General features: G+C 62.2%; 17 protein-coding genes and 1 other RNA gene. 7 read left to right on the plus strand and 11 right to left on the minus strand.

Translation table 11 applies throughout. From position 1 onward, the window contains the following. Nucleotides 1–26 precede the first annotated feature (26 nt). Entirely contained in the window at nt 27–1,037 is a 1,011-nt protein-coding gene (locus tag NKI64_RS29670) for a ligase-associated DNA damage response exonuclease (protein ID WP_023725791.1), read from the minus strand. Nucleotides 1,038–1,142: 105 nt separating this feature from the next. Here NKI64_RS29670 and NKI64_RS29675 point away from each other — a divergent pair, with 105 nt between their 5' ends. Further along, on the plus strand, nt 1,143–2,075 hold the full coding sequence (locus NKI64_RS29675) for a class I SAM-dependent DNA methyltransferase (protein ID WP_023725790.1): 933 nt from the start codon (nt 1,143–1,145) through the stop codon (nt 2,073–2,075). A gap of 104 nt (nt 2,076–2,179) precedes the next feature. Continuing rightward, nucleotides 2,180–2,536, plus strand: coding sequence for a hypothetical protein (locus NKI64_RS29680; protein WP_023725789.1), 357 nt, complete (start codon nt 2,180–2,182; stop codon nt 2,534–2,536). Nucleotides 2,537–2,548: 12 nt separating this feature from the next. On the opposite strand, the gene NKI64_RS29685 is transcribed toward NKI64_RS29680, so the two are convergent. The 7 genes from NKI64_RS29685 to NKI64_RS29715 all read right to left on the minus strand — a co-directional run bounded on the left by NKI64_RS29685 (nt 2,549) and on the right by NKI64_RS29715 (nt 12,111). Then, a complete protein-coding gene (locus tag NKI64_RS29685) occupies nt 2,549–3,490 on the minus strand; it encodes a 2-hydroxyacid dehydrogenase (protein ID WP_023696755.1) in 942 nt (313 codons plus the stop codon). A 19-nt stretch (nt 3,491–3,509) separates the two neighbouring features. Continuing rightward, on the minus strand, nt 3,510–5,141 hold the full coding sequence (locus NKI64_RS29690; RefSeq protein ID WP_023688772.1) for an ABC transporter ATP-binding protein: 1,632 nt from the start codon (nt 5,139–5,141) through the stop codon (nt 3,510–3,512). Then, entirely contained in the window at nt 5,138–6,277 is a 1,140-nt protein-coding gene (locus NKI64_RS29695; RefSeq protein ID WP_023682037.1) for an ABC transporter permease, read from the minus strand. Before NKI64_RS29695 ends, NKI64_RS29690 begins: the two co-directional genes overlap by 4 nt. After that, entirely contained in the window at nt 6,277–7,374 is a 1,098-nt protein-coding gene (locus NKI64_RS29700; protein ID WP_023712587.1) for a microcin C ABC transporter permease YejB, read from the minus strand. Before NKI64_RS29700 ends, NKI64_RS29695 begins: the two co-directional genes overlap by 1 nt. Nucleotides 7,375–7,548: 174 nt before the next feature. Beyond that, nucleotides 7,549–9,417: an extracellular solute-binding protein gene (locus NKI64_RS29705; protein ID WP_023688769.1), complete on the minus strand. Its 1,869-nt coding sequence runs from the start codon at nt 9,415–9,417 to the stop codon at nt 7,549–7,551. Continuing rightward, nucleotides 9,417–11,294: an extracellular solute-binding protein gene (locus NKI64_RS29710; RefSeq protein ID WP_352671719.1), complete on the minus strand. Its 1,878-nt coding sequence runs from the start codon at nt 11,292–11,294 to the stop codon at nt 9,417–9,419. Before NKI64_RS29710 ends, NKI64_RS29705 begins: the two co-directional genes overlap by 1 nt. A gap of 151 nt (nt 11,295–11,445) precedes the next feature. Continuing rightward, entirely contained in the window at nt 11,446–12,111 is a 666-nt protein-coding gene (locus NKI64_RS29715) for a c-type cytochrome (protein WP_352671721.1), read from the minus strand. A gap of 193 nt (nt 12,112–12,304) precedes the next feature. Between NKI64_RS29715 and NKI64_RS29720 the strand changes: the two genes are divergently transcribed. Both NKI64_RS29720 and NKI64_RS29725 read left to right on the plus strand, forming a co-directional pair. Then, nucleotides 12,305–13,030, plus strand: coding sequence for a 3-deoxy-manno-octulosonate cytidylyltransferase (locus NKI64_RS29720; protein ID WP_023669513.1), 726 nt, complete (start codon nt 12,305–12,307; stop codon nt 13,028–13,030). A gap of 23 nt (nt 13,031–13,053) precedes the next feature. Then, nucleotides 13,054–13,917, plus strand: a complete 864-nt coding sequence (locus NKI64_RS29725; RefSeq protein ID WP_023682034.1) for a prephenate dehydratase — start codon at nt 13,054–13,056, stop codon at nt 13,915–13,917. 7 nt (nt 13,918–13,924) lie between these two features. Here NKI64_RS29725 and NKI64_RS29730 read toward each other — a convergent pair whose 3' ends face one another. The 3 genes from NKI64_RS29730 to NKI64_RS29740 form a co-directional block, all read right to left on the minus strand. Next, a complete protein-coding gene (locus NKI64_RS29730) occupies nt 13,925–14,230 on the minus strand; it encodes a Dabb family protein (protein WP_023669515.1) in 306 nt (101 codons plus the stop codon). A gap of 75 nt (nt 14,231–14,305) precedes the next feature. Further along, complete coding sequence (gene nudC, locus NKI64_RS29735) at nt 14,306–15,247, minus strand: NAD(+) diphosphatase (protein ID WP_023751922.1); 942 nt, start codon at nt 15,245–15,247, stop codon at nt 14,306–14,308. A gap of 35 nt (nt 15,248–15,282) precedes the next feature. Then, nucleotides 15,283–15,702 carry an HIT domain-containing protein gene (locus NKI64_RS29740; protein ID WP_023669517.1) on the minus strand — a complete coding sequence of 140 codons (420 nt, stop codon included), beginning with the start codon at nt 15,700–15,702 and terminating at the stop codon, nt 15,283–15,285. Nucleotides 15,703–15,859: 157 nt separating this feature from the next. On the opposite strand from NKI64_RS29740, the gene ffs reads away from it, so the two are divergent. From ffs to NKI64_RS29755, 3 genes are all read left to right on the plus strand, one after another. Next, an RNA gene (ffs, locus tag NKI64_RS29745) (signal recognition particle sRNA small type) lies at nt 15,860–15,956 on the plus strand. Nucleotides 15,957–16,160: 204 nt separating this feature from the next. Further along, the gene (locus tag NKI64_RS29750; protein ID WP_352671725.1) at nt 16,161–17,972 is read left to right on the plus strand and encodes a DNA polymerase III subunit gamma/tau; all 1,812 of its coding nucleotides are present in this window, start codon (nt 16,161–16,163) and stop codon (nt 17,970–17,972) included. Between the two features lie 31 nt (nt 17,973–18,003). Further along, nucleotides 18,004–18,327 carry a YbaB/EbfC family nucleoid-associated protein gene (locus NKI64_RS29755; RefSeq protein WP_023826835.1) on the plus strand — a complete coding sequence of 108 codons (324 nt, stop codon included), beginning with the start codon at nt 18,004–18,006 and terminating at the stop codon, nt 18,325–18,327. The last annotated feature ends 187 nt before the right edge of the window (nt 18,328–18,514 follow it).

Below are 18,514 nucleotides of genomic sequence, written 5' to 3' on the forward strand. Positions count from 1 at the left end.
GGCGATTTCTGGATCAAAAATCACCATCAATCGCCCTCGTCCTCATATCCCACCAGGTGCAGTGGCCTGGCGGCGATGCCTTCCAGCTCGCACCAGCGCACCAGCGCTTCCTCGCGGCCGTGCGTCACCCAGATTTCGCCGGCGCCCGTCTCCTTGACGGTAGCGGTCAGTTCATCCCAGTCGGCATGGTCGGAAATGATCAGCGGCAGTTCGACGCCGCCTTGCTTGGCGCGCTGGCGGATGCGCATCCAGCCCGAGGCGAAGCATGAGATCGGGTCGGGAAAGCGCCGCGCCCAGCGGTCGGCGAAGGCCGATGGAGGGCCGACAACGATGGCCCCGGTGAAATCCTGCTTGCCGCCGCTGTCGACGGTTGCCGGCTCCAGCGTGCCGAGGTCGATGCCCTGGCTCTGGTAATATTCGCTGAGCTTGGCCAGCGCGCCGTGGATATAGATCGGCCTGTCATAACCGGCATCGCGCAGCAGCCGCATCACCCGCTGTGCCTTGCCCAGCGCATAGGCGCCGACCAGATGCGATCGCTCGGGAAACTGCGCCGCCGATTTGAGCAGCCGGGCGATCTCCTCCGTGTCGGGCGGATGGTGAAACACCGGCAGGCCGAAGGTCGCCTCGGTGATGAAGACGTCGCATTGGACCGGTTCGAACGGTGCGCAGGTCGCGTCCTTCTGGCGCTTGTAGTCGCCGGAGGCGACGATGCGCCTGCCCTTGTGCTCGACCGCGATCTGCGCCGAGCCCAGCACATGGCCGGCCGGATGGAAGGTGACGCTGACATTGTTCAGCGCCATCGCTTCGCCAAGCACGGCCGCTTGCGTTGTCCCGGCAAAATCCTCGCCATAACGCAACCCCATAATGTCGAGCGTCTGCTGCGTCGCCAGCACCGAACGATGGCCGGATCGGGCATGGTCGGAATGGCCATGCGTGATCAACGCCCGGTCGACTGGCCGCACCGGGTCGATGAAGAAATCGCCGGATGGGCAATAAAGGCCTTCAGGCCGGGGATGGAGCAGGTCGCTGGCGCGCATCCAGTCAAGATAGTGGCTAATTCCAGCGCGGGAAGCCTGTTGCAAGAGACTGCTGACTCGGCCTACAGCCAGCCACCGGCCGCATCAGCCGGCGGGGCCATCGCCATGCAACCGCTGAAAATCTCGTCCGGCGACCTGACCGCCGACCGTCGCGCCGACTATGCCGAGATGCTTTTCGGCTCGGGCGAGCACGCGGCAGCGGCGGAGCTGCTGCTCGGCGCGCTGGAACTGGCGCCGCAATGGGCGGCGGGCTGGTTCCGTCTTGGCGAGATGCAGGAGACAGCCGAGCGGCTCGACGTGGCGGCTCAAGCCTGGGCGACGGCGCTGAAACTGGACCCGGCGGATCGCCTGGGTGCTGCGCTGAAGCTGCAACTCATCGGCAAGGCGCCGGCTGCCGCAGCGCCACCCAGCGCCTTCGTCGAGACGCTGTTCGACCACTATGCCGAGACTTTCGAGGACTCGCTGGTCGACAAGCTCGGCTACCGGCTGCCGGAGTTTCTCGATCGCGCCATTCGCGCGGCAAGACCGGGCCGCTTTTCGCTGGCGCTCGATCTCGGTTGCGGCACCGGTCTGATGGGCGAGAAACTGCGGCCGGTCGCCGAACGGCTGGAGGGCTACGATATCTCCGCCGCCATGCTGAAAAAGGCCCGCTCCAAGGGCGTCTACGACCTGCTCGCCAAGGCCGATCTGCAGCATTTTGCCTATGCCGGGCCGAAAGCCGATCTGGTGGTGGCGGCCGACGTGTTCATCTATGTCGGCGCGCTCGATCGCGTGGTGAAGACCGTCGCCGGCATTCTGGCCACCAATGGCCTGTTTGCCTTTTCCGTCGAAACGCCAGCCAAGGGCGGGGCGGGCGGCGACGCCGGTTTTGCGCTGCAGCCGTCTCGTCGCTACGCCCATTCTCAAGCCTATGTCGAGCGGGTGCTTGCCGCAAACGGCCTGTCGGTGCTGTCGATGCAGCCGACCGTCATCCGCTGGGATCGCCGCCAGCCGGTCGGCGGGCTTGCCGCGCTGGCGGTGCCCTCGTCCAAGGGTTGATGTCTCGTCTTGTTCGAAAACGTGAATAGGATTTTTGCGGCTCGCGCGGCATCAGGTAGGATACAAGCCGAGAAAAGCCCTCGGCAGGCATTGAGGAGGAACACATGCGCTGGAACATGATGGTCTTGGCGTCCTGCCTGGCGATGGCCGGCTGCAGCAGCTCGATGTCGGAGCGGCAGGACCAGGACGTACAATCGTCGCTGCAATATGACAACGTGCCTTGCGACCAGTTGCTGGCGCAGCGCAACGAACTGGCGCAGCAATACCATCTGTCGACGGACGCCAAGCCGAGCTTCTCCAATCCGGCGATGGGCTTCGGCCCGTTCACGCCGGATATGCGCTCCAAAAGCAAGCGCGATACTGATCTGGCAAGTGGCAAGATCGACGCCATGAACCGCTCGATCGTCCGCCGCGACTGCGGCAAGCCCAACAAACAGAAGAAGTTCACCCTGCCGAGCTGAACCTGAACTTCCTCAGTACCCCGCCTTGCGGTCGACCACGTTATCAAGCTTTTCGCCGCGCTCGAAGGCATCCATCTGCCGCAACATGCTCGGCGCCAGGTGGACAGGGTCGGAGGTCGCCGCCGCGTGCGGCGTCACGAACACTTTCGGGTGACTCCAAAGCGGACTGGTCTTCGGCAGCGGCTCGACCTCGAACACGTCGAGGCTCGCCTCCTTCAGCGTGCCGTCGTCCAGCGCTCGCAAGATGTCGGCGTCCTTCTGCAGCCGGCCGCGCCCGGCATTGATCAGCACCGAGCCGCCGAGGCCGTTTCGCTTGCGCAATTCCTTCAGCACGCCGTAATTGATGATGCCGTGCGTGTCCGGCGTCAGCGGCAACAGCACCACCAGTATGTCGGTGGCGTTGAGGAAGGGGATCAGCCCGGCCTCTCCGGCATAGGTCGCAACGCCTTTCATGGCCTTGTCGCTCCGCGACCAGCCATTGACGGCAAAGCCGAGCGACAACAGCACCGATGCCGCCGCGCGGCCGAGATTGCCGAGCCCCATAATGCCGACCGAGATGTCACCGGCCGGCCGCTGCGGCGGTTCGTGCCAGGTCTTCTTCGGCTGCTGCGCACGATAGAGCATGCCCTGGCGGTGATGGTCGAGCACGCGCCAGACGACATATTCGGTCATGTACTGCGTCAGGTTCTCGGCGACCACTTTGACGATCGGCACATCGGGCAGGCCGGGATCGGCGAAGATGTGGTCGACGCCGGCGCCGATCGAGAAGATTGCGCGCAGATTGGGCAGCGATTTCAGTAGGTTCGGCTTCTGCTTCCACACCACCGCATAGGTGATCGACGGATCCGAAGCGCCGTCCGGCTCCAGCACCACTTCGCGCTCGGCCGACAGCAGCTCGCGCCAGCGCTGCGGATGAAAGCCGGTGACGGCAAGCAGGATTTTGCCTTTTTCCATTTGCGGATTGTATTCCCTGTTATTCGCTGACGATACCGACCGGCGCCGTCTCGATCTTGAACGCGGCCGAGATCAGCGCCTTCGTATAGTCGGTCTGCGGCCGCTCGAAAATCTGTTCGGAAGGGCCGGCTTCGACGATCTTGCCATTGCGCATGACGATGACGTCATTGGCAAGGGCGCGAATGACTTTCAGATCGTGGCTGATGAACAGATAGGCAAGGTCGTGCCTGGCCTGCAGATTGCGTAAGAGGTCGACCACTTGCGCCTGCACGCTCATGTCGAGCGCCGAGGTCGGTTCGTCCAGCATGACGAAGCGTGGATTGAGCACCATGGCGCGCGCAATGGCGACGCGCTGGCGCTGGCCGCCGGAGAATTCATGCGGATAGCGGTTCCTGGTCGCCGGATCGAGCCCGACCTCCTTCAGCACGGCGACGACCTTGTCGTCGCGTTGATCGGGCGACAGCTTCGGCTCGTGGATCTTCAAGCCTTCCTCGATGATCTCCGAGACCGACATGCGCGGGCTGAGCGAGCCGAACGGGTCCTGGAAAACGATCTGCAACTCGCGGCGCAGCGGCCGCATGGCGTTGAAGGAAAGCTGGTTGATGTCGCTGCCATTGAACTGGATGGTGCCGGTCGATGAGATCATCCGCGCCAGCGCCAGCCCGAGCGTCGTCTTGCCGGAGCCGGATTCGCCGACGACGCCTAGCGTCTGGCCGGCGCGTACGGTGACGTCGATTCCGTCAACAGCCTTCACATTGTCGACGGTGGTGCGAAAGAAACCCTTTTTGATCGGGAACCAAACCTTGATGTCCTTGCCGGTCATAACCGGTTTGGCGGCGTCGTTGGCGGCCGGCGGCTTGCCCTTCGGCTCGGCGGCCAGGAGGTGCTTGGTATAAGCGTGCTGCGGGTTGGCGAAGATGTCCCTGGTCGGCCCGGTCTCGACGATCTTGCCTTTGGTCATCACGCAGACGCGGTCGGCGATCTTTCTGACAATGCCGAGATCATGGGTGATGAACAGCATTGACATGCCCTTGCGGCTCTTCAGCCCCGCCAGCAATTCGAGGATCTGCGCCTGGACAGTGACGTCGAGCGCCGTCGTCGGCTCGTCGGCGATCAGCAGTTCAGGCTCGTTGGCCAGCGCCATGGCGATCATGACGCGCTGGCGTTGGCCGCCGGACAGCTGGTGCGGATAGGCGTCGAGCCGCTTTTCCGGTTCGCGAATGCCGACCTCGTTGAGCAGCGCCAGCGTGCGCGCCTTGGCCTGGCGGTCGCCCATGCCCTGATGCAGCGCCAGGATCTCGACGATCTGCTGCTCGATCGTGTGCAGCGGATTGAGCGAGGTCATCGGCTCCTGGAAGATCATGGTGATCTTGTTGCCGCGCACGCTGCGCAACTGCTTTTCGTTCATCGCCAAAAGGTCGGCGCCCTGGAACAGGATCTTGCCCGAGGGATGGCTGGCCGTCGGGTAGGGCAGAAGCTTCAGCACCGACAGCGCCGAGACCGATTTGCCGGAACCGGATTCGCCCACAAGCGCCACCGTCTCGCCCTTGGCGAGATCGAAGGAGATGTGGTCGACGGCGGTCGACTCGTTGCCGCCTTGGGTGAAGGCAACGCTGAGATCGCGGACGGAGAGCAGGAGTTCGCTGCTCATCGGAACGCCTTGCGCGGGTCGAAAGCATCGCGCGTTGCTTCACCGATGAACACCAACAGCGACAGCATCAGCGAGATGACGATGAAGCCCGATATACCGAGCCAGGGGGCATTGAGGTTACTCTGCGCCTGTTTTAGCAGTTCGCCGAGCGACGCGGTGCCGGGCGGCAGGCCGAAGCCGAGATAGTCGAGCGAGGTCAGTGTCGAGATCGAGGCGCTGACCAGAAAAGGCATGAAGGTCAGCGTCGCCACCATGGCATTGGGCAGAAGATGGCGCAGCATGATGGTGCGGTTGGACACACCAAGCGCGCGGGCCGCGTTGACATATTCGAAGTTGCGCGCGCGCAGGAATTCGGCGCGCACCACGCTGACAAGCGACGTCCAGGAGAAGAGCAGCATCAGCCCGAGCAGGATGAAGAAGCCCGGCGGCAGGATGGCAGCGACGATCAGCAGCAGATACAGCAGCGGTATCGCCGACCAGATTTCTATGAAGCGTTGAAAGAGAAGGTCGGTCCAGCCGCCGAAATACCCTTGCAGCGCGCCGGCGGCGACGCCGATAACCGACGAACCCGCGGTCAGGATCAACCCGAACAGCACGGAAATCCTGAACCCGTAGATGATGCGCGCCAGCACGTCGCGCGCCTGGTCGTCGGTACCCAGCCAGTTCCAGTTGCCGACAATGCAGTCAGGATCGGCAGCGCCTTGCGGATATTGGCTGCATCGCCTCTGCGCGTCGTATTCCCATGACGGTTTTGCGGGAGCGGCGTCGGGGATCGCATTGTTGACGGTGCGGTAGGAATAGCGGATTGGCGGCCAGATCATCCAGCCATTGGCGTTGATCTCGTCGCGGATGACCGGGTCGCGATAGTCGGTGACGGCGTAGAAGCCGCCGAATTTTTCCTCGGGGTAGGCGACCGCCACCGGGAACAGGATCTCGCCTTTGTAGTAGGCGACGATCGGTCTGTCGTTGGCGATCAGTTCGGCAAACAGCGACAGCACGAACAGAGCGAGGAATATCCACAACGACCAGTAGCCGCGCCTGTTGGCCTTGAAGTTCTGCCAGCGCCGCTTGTTGAGCGGCGACAGCCAGGGGCGGGCGATCCTTGTCGGTGTGATCTCGGCTGCAGCCTGCGTCATCAGACGTCTCTCCGCTCGAAATCGATGCGCGGATCGACCCATGTGTAGATCAGGTCGGACAACAGCGTCACGAACAGGCCAAGTAGCGAAAATATATAGAGGTTGGCGAACACGACCGGATAGTCGCGCGCCAACACGGACCTGAAACCGAGCAGCCCGAGACCGTCGAGGGAAAAGATGTTCTCGATCAAAAGCGAGCCGGTGAAAAAGGCCGAGATGAAGGCCGCTGGAAAGCCGGCAATGACGATCAGCATTGCGTTGCGGAACACATGTCCGTAAAGCACCCGCCGCTCCGACAGGCCCTTGGCACGGGCCGTCACCACATACTGTTTGCGTATCTCTTCCAGGAAGGAGTTCTTGGTCAGCAGCGTCGTCGTCGCGAAGGCCGACAGCACCAGCGCCGTCAGCGGCAAGGTCATGTGCCAGAAATAATCGACGATCTTGTCAGGCCACGACAATTGGTCCCAATTGTCGGAGACGATGCCGCGCAGTGGGAACCAGTCCCAGAAGGAGCCGCCCGCGAACAGCACCATCAGCAATATGCCGAACAGGAAGGCCGGTATGGCATAGCCGACGATGATCACGCCGCTGGTCCAGACGTCGAAGGCGGAGCCGTCCTTGACCGCCTTGCGGATGCCAAGGGGAATCGAGATCAGATAGGACAACAGCGTGATCCACAGCCCAAGCGAGATCGACACCGGCATCTTTTCCAGGATCAGATCGAGCACCGAGATGTCACGGAAATAGCTGTCGCCGAAATCGAAGCGGACATAGTTCCACAGCATCATGCCGAAGCGTTCGAGCGGTGGTTTGTCGAAGCCGAACTGCTTTTCCAGCTTCTTGATGAATTCAGGATCGAGCCCTTGCGCGCCGCGGTACTTCGAACCGACATCGCCGGCCACATCGAAATTGCCGCCGCCTCCTGCATCGCCGCCGCCGCTGCCGAGGCGGTCGCTGCCGCCCTGGTTGGTCAGGCTGGCGATGACCTGCTCGACCGGTCCACCCGGTGCGAATTGAGTGACGACGAAAGCAACAGCCATGATGCCGAACAGGGTCGGTATCATCAGCAGGATACGGCGCAGTATGTAGGCGCCCATCAGCTTTCACCCTCCCCCTTGTGGGGAGGGTCGATCCGCGAAGCGGAGCGGGGTGGGGGTAGTCTCGATCCGGCGTACGCCGTCACACCCCCACCCCGGTTCGCCATTCGCGCTGCGCACGAAGTGCTCACCGACCCTCCCCACGAGGGGGAGGGTAAAGTGCCGCGCAACAGCCTACCCTTTGCCAATTTTTGCCGCCTTGCCCTTGTCGACCCACCACAGCGCTTCGACCGGGAAGTCGAAATCGGGTTTCCGCTCGGGAAAACCGAACATGTCCCAATAGGCGCTTCGATGATTCGCCAGGAACCAACTTGGAATCCAATCCCTCCGTGCACGCAAGACCCGGTCGAGCGCGCGCATGGCAATTGTCAGGCTTTCGCGACCCTCGGCGGCACCTGCGGCGTCAACCAGGGCGTCGATGGCCGGGCTCGACGTTCCCGGCAGATTGCGAGAGCCCGATACGGTAGCTGCTCGCGAATGGAAAATGGTTTCGAGGTCATCACGGGTTGGCGTCGCCGGAAACGAGGCCGCGACCGAGACGAGGTCGTAGTCGAACGAATTCTGCCGCAGCTGATATTGCGCGGCATCCACCAGCCGGATCGAGGCATCGATGCCGACCGCCTTCATGTTTTCGACCCAGGGCGAGTAGACCTGTTCGAAGACTTCGTCGTCGACAAGAAACTCTGCGGACAACCGACCACCCTTGTCGTTCACGACGAAATTGCCGGACCGTTTCCAGCCGGCCTCGGCCAGAAGCTTGGCCGCCTTGCCAAGCAACTGCCGGTCGCGGCCGGAGCCGTTCGACGCGTCCTGGATCACGGCTTCGCCAAAAGCCTCGGCGGGAATCTGCTCACGCAGCGGCTCAAGAAGAGCCAATTCTTGTGGCGACGGTCTGCCCTCGGCGCGAAATTCGGATTTCTCGAAGCAGGATTGCGAGCGCTCATAGGAACCGTAGAAGAAATTGCGCCGCGTCCATTCGAAGTCGAAGCACAGCCCGATCGCCTGCCGCACGCGCGAGTCGCGAAACTGCTCGCGCCGCTGGTTGACGGCGGTGCCCTGCATCGAAGGCACCGTTTCGGCCGGGAATTCGTGCTTCACCACCTTGCCGGCAGTGAAGGCTGGGAAGTCGTAGCCGGTCGCCCAGACGCGCGAGGTGAATTCCTCCCTGTAGAGGATTTCTCCCTTCTTGAACGCTTCGAAGGCAACGCTACGGTCCTGATAGAACTCAACGCGAATCCGCTGAAAATTGTTCTGGCCGCGATTGACCGGCAGGTCGTTGCCCCAATAATCAGCCACACGCTCATATTCGATCCAGGCCCCTGCCGACCAGCGACCGACCTTGTAGGCGGCTGACCCCAACGGCGGGTTCATCTGCGAGGAATCGAACGGGTTGGTCGTGTAGAACGCCTTCGACAGGACCGGGAACTCGACGACGTTGAGGATGGTGCGGCTTGTCTGCTTGCCGGAAAACCTAAGCTGCAGCGTGTGGGCATCCACGGCAATCCCGTCATCCAGATGCGTTAGCGGCAGGGAATAGTACGGGTGCCCCTTGTCCTTGAGCAGCTTGAAGGTGAAGGCGGCATCCTCTGCGGTCAATGGCGTGCTGTCATGGAAGCGGGCCTGCGGGCGCAGCGAGAAGGTGAAGTCGTTGCGGTCGTCGGAAATCGTCACGCCGTCAGCGATCAGCCCGTAAACGGCGTCAGGTTCGTCGTACGCTCTCACCATCAGTGAATCGAAGCACATCTCCGTGCGCTGGGGCGAATCGCCTTTGGGGACGAACGAATTCAGCGTGTTGAAGGTCAGCGGCGTCTGGTTGGCAAGCCAGTTGCGCGGCAGGAAGTTGAAGACGCCACCTTGCGGCGCATCGACATTGACATAGTCGAAATGAGTGAAGTCCGGCTTGTATTTGAGGTCGCCGAAAGCCGACAGTCCATGCAGTTTCACGCCGGTTGGGCTGGCGGCGAAAGCCTTGCCCGGCAGCAGCGCAGCAACGGCCGCGGCGCCACTGAGGGCCAGGAAATCGCGGCGAGGGAGCCCCGCCATCAATTGCTGCCCTTGTACTTGGCGGCCAGGGCCTTTTCCTTGTCCGCATCGATCCACCAGGAATCGATATCGGCGCCACGGTAGCCGGGCTGCTTTTCCGGGATGCCGAACTTGTTCCAGTAAGCCAGCCACACAACGGCGCGATAGTATTGCGGCACCACATAGTAATTCCACAGCAGCACGCGATCGAGCGCATGGGTGGTGGCGACGAGGTCATCGCGATCCGTGGCAAAAATGATGCGGTCGACAAGGGCGTCAACGACCGGGTTCTTGATGCCGGAATAATTGCGCGATGCCGGTGTGTCGGCGGCCTTGGAGCTCCAAAAATCGCGCTGCTCGTTGCCGGGCGATTCCGACTGTTGGAGCTGTCCTGTGATGACGTCGTAATCGAAATTTCTGACGCGGTTGGTGTACTGGCTCGGGTCGACGATGCGCAGTGTCGCATCGACGCCGATCTTGCGCAGATTGGCGATCCAGGGGCTGGAAATGACCTGGTCGGTTTCATTCGAGCCCAGGATTTCAAACTTGAATGGCTCGCCGGTCTTGGCGTTGACCATCTTGCCGCCCTTGATCACCCAGCCGGCCTGGGCGAACAGGTCGACCGCCTGCTTCAGATATTTGCGCTCCGCCTGCGGCGAATCGTAGACCGGCAGCTTGAATTCCTGCGTGAATACTTCCGGCGGCAGCTTGTCGCGGTACTTCTCCAGGATCTCCAGCTCCTTGCCTTGCGGCAGGCCGCTCGAGGCCAGTTCCGTGCCCTGGAAATAACTGTGGGTGCGGGTGTTGAAACCGAAGAACAGCGTGCGGTTCATCGATTCAAAATCGAAGGGATAGGTGAGCGCGGCCCTGACCAGACGATCGGCAAAGAGCTTGTGTCTCTGGTTGAGCATGAAAGCCTGCATCGGCTCGGGCGAGGTGGTCTTGAACTCCTGCTTGATCACATCGCCGGCCTTGATCGCCGCGAAATCATAAAATGTCGCCCAGCGCTTCGAGCTGTTTTCCGGCTTGATATCGTCGAGGCCACCTTTCTTGAACGCCTCCCAGGAGGCGTTGTCGTCAAGAATGTAGGTGAAGTGCTGCGTGTCGAAATTCTCCCGACCGATCTTCACAGCCAGCTTGGCGCCCCAATAGTCGGGGACGCGCTGCCAGACGATTTCCGACCCCGCCTTGAAGCTGGCGATCTTGTATGCAGCCGAGCCCAGCGGCGGCTCCAGCGTCCCCTTGGTGATGTCGCGCTTCTTGCCATTGGCGTCGGTGCCTTCCCACCAATGCTTGGGCAGCACGACAAGGTCGCCGAGGATCTTGGGCAGTTCGCGATTGCCCTTCTGGTCGAAGTGGAACTCGACCTCACGGTCCGAGACAGCGACGGCGTCGGTGACGTTTTCGAAATAGCGGCTGTACATCGGGCTGTTGGCCTTCAGCACCTGGAACGACCAGATCACGTCGTCGACTGTGATCGGCTGTCCGTCATGCCATTTCGCCCGCGGGTCGAGCCGGTAGGTGGCCGAGGAATAGTCGGTCGAGTACTTGTAGGCATCGGCGACGAGCGGGTGGCTGACGCTACCTTCGTCAGTCGCCTGGTCCATCAGCGTGTCGTAGAGCAGGCCGCCGCCAAATGGCTGCAGGCCGGCCGCCGGCGATCCCTGAACGATATAGGGATTGAAGCTGTCGAACGTGCCGGAAACGACCGAATTGTAGGTACCGCCCTTCGGTGCATCCGGATTCACATAATCGTAGCGCTGGAAGTTCTCGCCATATTTGGAGGGGCCGATCAGCGAAGAGGTGGTGTGCCATTCCTGGGGGAAGGATGCCTGCAGGCCGCCTGCGAGGGCGCCCACAACCAGAAAGGACCTCAGAAGCGTTCGGCCAACCGTCATGCGTTCTCCTCGTCGCGATGCCCGGCAATCCTAAATGATTTGACGCCGGTGAAAACCGCCATGCGGCGGCTTTGTCGCCGCATACGCGATTTTCCTAACAAAAAGCCGGGCTGAACCCGGCTTTTTTGAGGTCATGGAGATGACAATTCGGTTATTTGGCGGGCGCCGGTGCCGGCGTCGCAGGGGCTGGAGCTGCACCTTCAGCCGGCTTGGCCGGAGCGGCACCCTCGGCCGGCTTGGCCGGCGCCGTTGCATCGGCGGCGGCACCTGGCGTCGGCAGCGGCTTCGGGCTATCCGACAGCGTGCGCAGATAGGCAATGACGTTGGCGCGGTCCTCGTCCTTCGGCAGGCCGGCAAAGCCCATCGCCGTGCCCTTCACGAATTTCTTCGGCGAGGTGATGAAGTGGTTGAGATTGTCATAGGTCCACTTCTCGGCGCCGCCCTTGGAAAACTCCTTCATGCCGGCCGAATAGGCAAAGCCCTCATGCTCGGCGACGGGGCGGTCGACGATGTCCCAGAGATCCGGGCCGACCTTGTTGGGGCCGCCTTTTTCGCCGGAATGGCAGGCCTGGCATTTCTTAAAGACGGCCGCACCTTGCTCGACATTGGCGGTGGCCAAAAGGTCGGCGATCGGCTTCGCCTCTGTTGCGGGTCCGGCGGCGCCGCCTTCGGCAGGCTCCGTCGCCTCGATGGCAAAGCCGGGTTTTTCCGGCGCCGGCGAGGCAAACAGGGCGTCGGACACCAAACCGACCGAGAAGACGACGAAACAGGTTCCAAGCAACCCGGCGAGCAGTTTGTTGACTTCGTTGGAATCCATACGCCCCAGGGCTCCCTTTTCCGGCGGACCTCTCCGTCCACTCCGTCCGTCGGTATCGTGACCCACCCCGTCGAGCCGGTCAAATCGGGCGGAAACTAGGTCTTTTGCTTGGGCGTTGCAACACCTATAAGGGCGCTTCCAGTGAGACCTTTTGCCACTTTCCCCATCCTCTTTCGAACGTCTTGCAACCTCGATGTCCACGCTCATCCTGATCCCGGCCCGCATGGCCTCGACGCGCCTGCCGGGCAAGCCGCTGGCCGACATAGCCGGCGCGCCGATGATCGTCCATGTCGCCCGCCGCGCCGCTGAGGCTGGGCTTGGCCGGGTAGTGGTGGCAACCGACACGCGCAACGTGGCCGAAGCGGTGCGCGCGCACGGTTTCGAGGCGGTGATGACGCGCACCGACCACGAATCCGGTTCCGACCGTATCTTCGAGGCGCTGACCGCCCTCGACCCCGATCGCAAGGTCGAAACCATCGTCAATGTGCAGGGCGACCTGCCGACCATCGATCCCAAGATCATCGGTGCGGCGCTGAAACCGTTCGAGGACGCTGCGGTCGACATCGCCACGCTCGGCGTCGAGATCGTCCGCGACGAGGAAAAGGCCAACCCCAACGTCGTCAAGATCGTCGGTTCGCCGTTGTCGGCGACGCGGCTGAAGGCGCTCTATTTCACCCGCGCCACCGCGCCCTGGGGCGAGGGGCCGCTCTATCACCATGTCGGCCTCTACGCCTATCGGCGCTCAGCCCTCGAACGCTTCGTCGCGCTAAAACCTTCGCCGCTCGAACGGCGCGAGCGGCTGGAGCAGTTGCGGGCGGTGGAGGCCGGTATGCGCATCGATGCCGAGATCGTGCAATCGCTGCCGCTGGGCGTCGACACGCCGGAAGACCTCGAACGCGCCCGACAAATTCTTTCCTGAGACCTTCAACCTGAGATATCGGCATGCCTGACAAGACCAACAGAATAGCCTTCCAAGGCGAACCGGGCGCCAATTCCGACACCGCCAGCCGCAACATGTTCCCTTCGATGGAGCCGTTGCCGTGCCCCACCTTCGAGGATGCCTTCAACGCGGTCGAGACCAACAAGGCCGACCTCGCCATGATCCCGATCGAAAACACCATCGCCGGCCGCGTCGCCGACATTCATCATCTCTTGCCGGAATCGAAACTCCACATCGTCGGCGAGTATTTTCTGCCGATCCACTTCCAGCTGATGGTGCTGCCAGGCGTCAAACGCGAAGAGATCAAGACCGTGCACAGCCATATCCATGCGCTGGGACAGTGCCGCAAATACATCCGCAAGAACGGTTGGAAGCCGGTGATCGCCGGCGACACGGCGGGCTCTGCGAAGCTGGTCTCGGAGCTCAAGGACCGCACCATGGCCTCGCTCGCCCCGGCGCTAGCCGCAGAACTCTACGGCCTCGACATCATCGAGAAGAACGTCGAGGACACGGATTCGAATGTCACCCGCTTTGTCGTGCTGACCAAGGACAAGCGATTGGCCGAACGGCCCTCGGCCGACACCAAGATGATGACGACCTTCATGTTCCGTGTCCGCAACGTGCCGGCTGCGCTCTACAAGGCAATGGGCGGTTTCGCCACCAACGGCGTCAACATGACGAAGCTGGAGAGCTATCAGTTGGGCGCCTTCACCGCGACGCTGTTCTACGCCGATATCGAGGGCCATCCCGACGATCCACTGGTCAAGCTGGCGCTGGACGAACTGCGCTTCTTCTCGCGCGAAGTGCGCATTCTGGGTGTCTATCCCGCCAGCGAGTCGCGCGAGCAGTGGAAGGTCGCGGACTAAGGTTCCCCTAAACCAGCAGGGTCAGCGGCACATAGTCGATTTCCATGAAGGTTTCGACTTCCGGGATCCAGCGGTCGCGCACGAAGGCAACGTGGTCGGGATGCTCGTTATATCTGGTGTAGGCGGCCTGATCGACGAACTCCATCGAGAAGCCGAAGTGATAGTCGTTCTTCGGGCTGACTTGCCGCAGCGGCTCGAAATGGGTGACGCCCTTGATTGCGCTGAGAATGCGCTTGGCATCGGAGAGGAACCGCTTTTCCTCCAGCGAGTACTGCGGGTGCTTCAGGGTGAAAACCACGGTGTGACGGATCATTTTTTGCTCCCGTTAAGCAATTCCAGGAAAAGTGTGAAGCGGTTTTCCGTCCGGAATTGCGTAAAATAATAAGTCTTATTCGCTGTCGACCCAGGCGCGGATCAGATGATGCGCGATCGCGCCTTTCGGCGGCGTGACCAGATTGTCCTTGTGCGTCCTCTCCAGCATGGAACGCACCTCGTCGCGAAAAAACCAGCGGCAATCTTCCAACTCGTTGAGATCGGCCTGGATGTCGTCACTGAGCGGTTCGCCGAAACAGCCGATCATCAGCGAATAGGGGAACGGCCAGGGTTGGCTGGCATGGTAGACAACGCGGCCGAGCCGGATGCCGGCTTCCTCCAGCGTTTCGCGGCGCACCGCCGCCTCGATCGTCTCGCCCGGCTCGATGAAGCCGGCAAGCGCCGAGTACATGCCGGGCCCGAAATGCCGGCCGCGGCCGAGCAGGCATTTTTCCCGCGTCGCCGTCAGCATAATCGCCACCGGATCGGTGCGTGGAAAGTGCTCGGTGCCGCAATTTGGGCAATGGCGCTTGTAGCCGCCGGCCCGCATTTGCGATTCATGGCCGCATTTGCTGCAGAAGCGATGGGTGGCATGCCAGGCAAGCAGGGCGGCGCCTTGCGCCAGCGCGCCCGCTGCCGCCTCGTCGATCAGCCCCTGCATATAGACCGAGCGATAATCGATCGCCTTCATGGTCTCCGGCAGCTGTTCGGGATCGAGGCCGACCGGCACGGCAAGTACCGGGCCGCTCTCGGCAAAGCCAAGCAGCACGCCTTGTGCGAGTGATGGCTGCAGCTTCTGGCTCTCAGCCAGATCGAACCAAGGGTCGAAGCTGCCATCGTGCAATTTCAGATACAGCCGTCCGCCATGCATCGGCAGAAGACGTGCCGAGGGATCGGCCAACGCCCTTTCGACGGAATCGTCGGCGCGGTTCTCGGATTGCCGATCAATCGTGTTTCCGGCGAAGCCGACGAACTGGCTCGGTTCGCGCAAGGGCGCGTCAAAAAGGCGAAGGGTCATGGAAGCTCGAACGTCTAGGGATGGACACAGGCGGCTTATAGCGCCGCCTTGATCTGTTGCGCAAACTGGCGGATGCCTGAACGCTCATAGGGCTCGCGCATGCCGTGCCCCCACACCGGCCCCGGCCAGCCCGGATCGCCTTCCGAGCGGGCGATGACGTGGACATGCAATTGCCGAACGATGTTGCCGAGCGCGCCGGTGTTGATCTTGGTGCAGCTCGTGGTTCTTTTCAGCGCCTGCGCCACCATGTTGGTTTCGAAGGTCAACATCGCCTGGTCGAGCGGCGTCATGTCGTGGATTTCTTCGGCCCCCGGCCGCTGCGGCACCAGGACCAGCCATGGCCAGCGGCTATCGTTCATCACCCTGAGCTCGCACAGGCCGAGCCACATCAGCTGCTCGCTATCCGCCTCCAGCCTGGAGTCGAGCGTGAATCCGGCCTTGAGGCCCGGTAGCATTGGCGTTTCCCTTGCGCTTCTCGCATTATTCCCAAACTCATCACGCTAGAGCGGCTGCACGGGGGCTGCAAGCGATTCATTGAGCGGCGGAGTTCACGGGCATCCGATTCTCAATGCACCCTTGCATTTGATCGCTGAATTGCCGATATGGAACGCGGGAGGTTGGTGGTGGACGATCCACTCGCCAACCGGGTCAGGTCCGGAAGGAAGCAGCCCTAACGAGCCCGGAACGGGTCATTGTTCCAGCCTCCCACCTCATCGGCCCCTCTCGCGACATTGACGACGCATTGCAGCGCGGGCGAGACTATTGGAGCAATTCCAGGGAAAGTGTGAGCGGTTTCCCGTCCGGAATTGCGTTAAAGCAAAGGGTAGAGCGGTTTGCCGTTTCAGAAAACGGTGAAACGATCTAGCAGGAATCGGCTACGCTGAGACGCGGCCTTTTGGAGCTTTACGGGCGAATGAGCGAAGCCGGAAATTCGGACCCCGAAAACCTGGAGAAGCAAAAGGCCGTCGCCTATCGCGTGCTGGCGCGCAAATATCGTCCGTCGAATTTCTCCGAACTGATCGGCCAGGAGCCGATGGTCCGCACTTTGACCAACGCTTTCTCCACAGGCCGCATCGCCCAGGCCTGGATGCTGACCGGCGTGCGCGGCGTCGGTAAGACCACGACGGCGCGCATCCTGGCGCGGGCGCTCAACTACAAGACGCCGACGGTCGACCATCCCTCGGTCGACCTCGCCCTCCTGGGCGAGCACTGCCAGGCGATCATGGAAGGCCGCCATGTCGACGTCATCGAGATGGACGCCGCGTCGCATACCGGCATCGACGACATCAGGGACATTATCGAGCGCGTGCGCTATGCCCCGGTGTCGGCGCGCTACAAAGTCTACATCATCGACGAAGTGCACATGCTCTCCACCCAGGCCTTCAACGGCCTGTTGAAGACGCTGGAAGAGCCGCCGCCGCACGTCAAATTCATCTTTGCCACCACCGAAATCCGCAAAGTGCCGATCACCGTGCTGTCGCGCTGCCAGCGTTTCGACCTGAGACGCATCGATGCTGGCGCACTGGTCGCGCACCTCTCCTCGATTGCCGGCAAGGAAGGCATATCGGTCGACGACGACGCGCTGGCGATGATCGCGCGCGCCGCCGAAGGCTCGGCCCGCGATTCGCTCTCCATCCTCGACCAGGCGATCGCCCATGGCGGCGGCGCCGTCAGCGCCGAAGCGGTGCGCGCCATGCTGGGTCTCGCCGACCGCGCCCGCATCGTCGACCTGTTCGAACATGTCATGAAGGGCGATGTGGCGGCCGCCCTTGCCGAATTCCGCAACCAGTACGACACCGGCGCCGATCCGGCTGCCGTGCTGACCGATCTGGCCGAATTCAACCACCTCGTCACCCGGCTGCGCTTCGTGCCGACGGCTGCCGACGACGCTTCCCTGTCCGAGGATGAGCGCCGCCGCGGCGCCGACTTCGCCAGCACGCTGTCGGTCAAGGTTCTGTCGCGAACCTGGCAGATGCTCTTGAAAGGCATTCCCGAGGTGCAGTCGTCCAACCGACCGGTCAGCGCCGGCGAGATGGTGCTGATCCGGCTGGCGCATGCCGCCGACCTGCCGACGCTGGACGAGGCGCTGAAATCTCTGGAGAGCGGCGCTCCGGCGTCCGGTGGTGCGTCACGCCCGAATGGTGCGCCGGTAAATGCCGGCAATGGCGGCGGCGCCAGCGCGGTAGCGCAGACCCGGATGCCGTCCGGGCCAGCCGGTGCGCAAACCATGCGATTGGTCGACGCGCCCCCGGTCGCCTTTGTCGCGCCTCCGCAGCCGGTCGTCGAGCCGCAATCGCCGCCGCTGAAATCGCTGGCCGATATTGTCGCTCTTGCCGACGCGCAGCGTGACATCGCCTTCAAGGTGCTGGTCAAGAGCTGTATTCGCCTGGTGCGCATCGAGCCCGGCCGTATCGACGTCGGCCTGACCGCCGATGCGCCCAAGATGCTGCTCAACGACTTGACGACGAAGCTGCGCGCCTGGACCGGCCGCAACTGGCTGGTGTCATTGTCGAAGGAAGAGGGCGGCCAAACGCTGGCCGAGATGGAATCGACCAGGCGCGAGACTGCTTTCTCCGACGCGAAAAGCGATCCGGCTGTGGCCGCCATCCTGGCGCGCTTTCCCGGCGCCAAGATCATCGACGTGCGCATTCCCGACGCGCCGGAAGTCGACACCGACAAGGCCGAAGTGCCGGTCGAGCCGCCGCCGGACGACGACGAAACCTGACCATAGCCACGAATCCGCAAAGGACCCGACCATGAAAGATCTTCTCGGCCTGATGGGCAAGGCGAAGGAAATGCAGGCCAGGTTCCAGGCCATGCAGGACGAGATCGCCACGATAGAAGCAAGCGGGCAGGCCGGAGGCGGGCTGGTCAATGTCACGCTGACCGGCAAGTTCGAGATGAAGTCGCTGAAGATCGATCCGTCGCTGTTCAAGGAGGACGAGGTCGAGATCCTCGAAGACCTGCTGCTTGCCGCTCACAATGACGCCAAAAATAAGGTCGAGCAGATTATGCAGGAGAAGACCAAGGCGCTGACGGCAGGCTTGCCGATCCCGCCCGGAATGAAATTGCCGTTCTGAGCCGGCTCCAACCAGTTAATTGATTATGAAGGGAAATCGGCTGCGGAGGCTGTTGTTAAGACTTTCTCCGGCTTTGCTCACGCGGACATATCCGGCCATTTATAAAGTTTTACCTATGCTGCACGAAAGCTAATCCTTTAGCCATCTTTTTGCCTTTAAGAGTCTCATTCTTGCCACATCTCGGGGC

It is taken from the genome of Mesorhizobium sp. M0478 (assembly GCF_040321305.1).
GTDB lineage: Bacteria > Pseudomonadota > Alphaproteobacteria > Rhizobiales > Rhizobiaceae > Mesorhizobium.

What these genes read in the sequence shown, in the direction of transcription:
- NKI64_RS29740 (WP_023669517.1), bottom strand. Translation starts at nt 15,702, where the DNA reads ATGCTACCGGGCCTCAAGGCCGGATTCACGCTCGACTCCAGGCTGGAG.
- NKI64_RS29710 (WP_352671719.1), bottom strand. Translation starts at nt 11,294, where the DNA reads ATGACGGTTGGCCGAACGCTTCTGAGGTCCTTTCTGGTTGTGGGCGCC.
- NKI64_RS29680 (WP_023725789.1), top strand. Translation starts at nt 2,180, where the DNA reads ATGCGCTGGAACATGATGGTCTTGGCGTCCTGCCTGGCGATGGCCGGC.
- NKI64_RS29700 (WP_023712587.1), bottom strand. Translation starts at nt 7,374, where the DNA reads ATGGGCGCCTACATACTGCGCCGTATCCTGCTGATGATACCGACCCTG.
- NKI64_RS29685 (WP_023696755.1), bottom strand. Translation starts at nt 3,490, where the DNA reads ATGGAAAAAGGCAAAATCCTGCTTGCCGTCACCGGCTTTCATCCGCAG.
- NKI64_RS29725 (WP_023682034.1), top strand. Translation starts at nt 13,054, where the DNA reads ATGCCTGACAAGACCAACAGAATAGCCTTCCAAGGCGAACCGGGCGCC.
- nudC (WP_023751922.1), bottom strand. Translation starts at nt 15,247, where the DNA reads ATGACCCTTCGCCTTTTTGACGCGCCCTTGCGCGAACCGAGCCAGTTC.
- NKI64_RS29750 (WP_352671725.1), top strand. Translation starts at nt 16,161, where the DNA reads ATGAGCGAAGCCGGAAATTCGGACCCCGAAAACCTGGAGAAGCAAAAG.
- NKI64_RS29730 (WP_023669515.1), bottom strand. Translation starts at nt 14,230, where the DNA reads ATGATCCGTCACACCGTGGTTTTCACCCTGAAGCACCCGCAGTACTCG.
- NKI64_RS29675 (WP_023725790.1), top strand. Translation starts at nt 1,143, where the DNA reads ATGCAACCGCTGAAAATCTCGTCCGGCGACCTGACCGCCGACCGTCGC.
- NKI64_RS29695 (WP_023682037.1), bottom strand. Translation starts at nt 6,277, where the DNA reads ATGACGCAGGCTGCAGCCGAGATCACACCGACAAGGATCGCCCGCCCC.
- NKI64_RS29755 (WP_023826835.1), top strand. Translation starts at nt 18,004, where the DNA reads ATGAAAGATCTTCTCGGCCTGATGGGCAAGGCGAAGGAAATGCAGGCC.
- NKI64_RS29720 (WP_023669513.1), top strand. Translation starts at nt 12,305, where the DNA reads ATGTCCACGCTCATCCTGATCCCGGCCCGCATGGCCTCGACGCGCCTG.
- NKI64_RS29690 (WP_023688772.1), bottom strand. Translation starts at nt 5,141, where the DNA reads ATGAGCAGCGAACTCCTGCTCTCCGTCCGCGATCTCAGCGTTGCCTTC.
- NKI64_RS29705 (WP_023688769.1), bottom strand. Translation starts at nt 9,417, where the DNA reads ATGGCGGGGCTCCCTCGCCGCGATTTCCTGGCCCTCAGTGGCGCCGCG.
- NKI64_RS29715 (WP_352671721.1), bottom strand. Translation starts at nt 12,111, where the DNA reads ATGGATTCCAACGAAGTCAACAAACTGCTCGCCGGGTTGCTTGGAACC.
- NKI64_RS29670 (WP_023725791.1), bottom strand. Translation starts at nt 1,037, where the DNA reads ATGCGCGCCAGCGACCTGCTCCATCCCCGGCCTGAAGGCCTTTATTGC.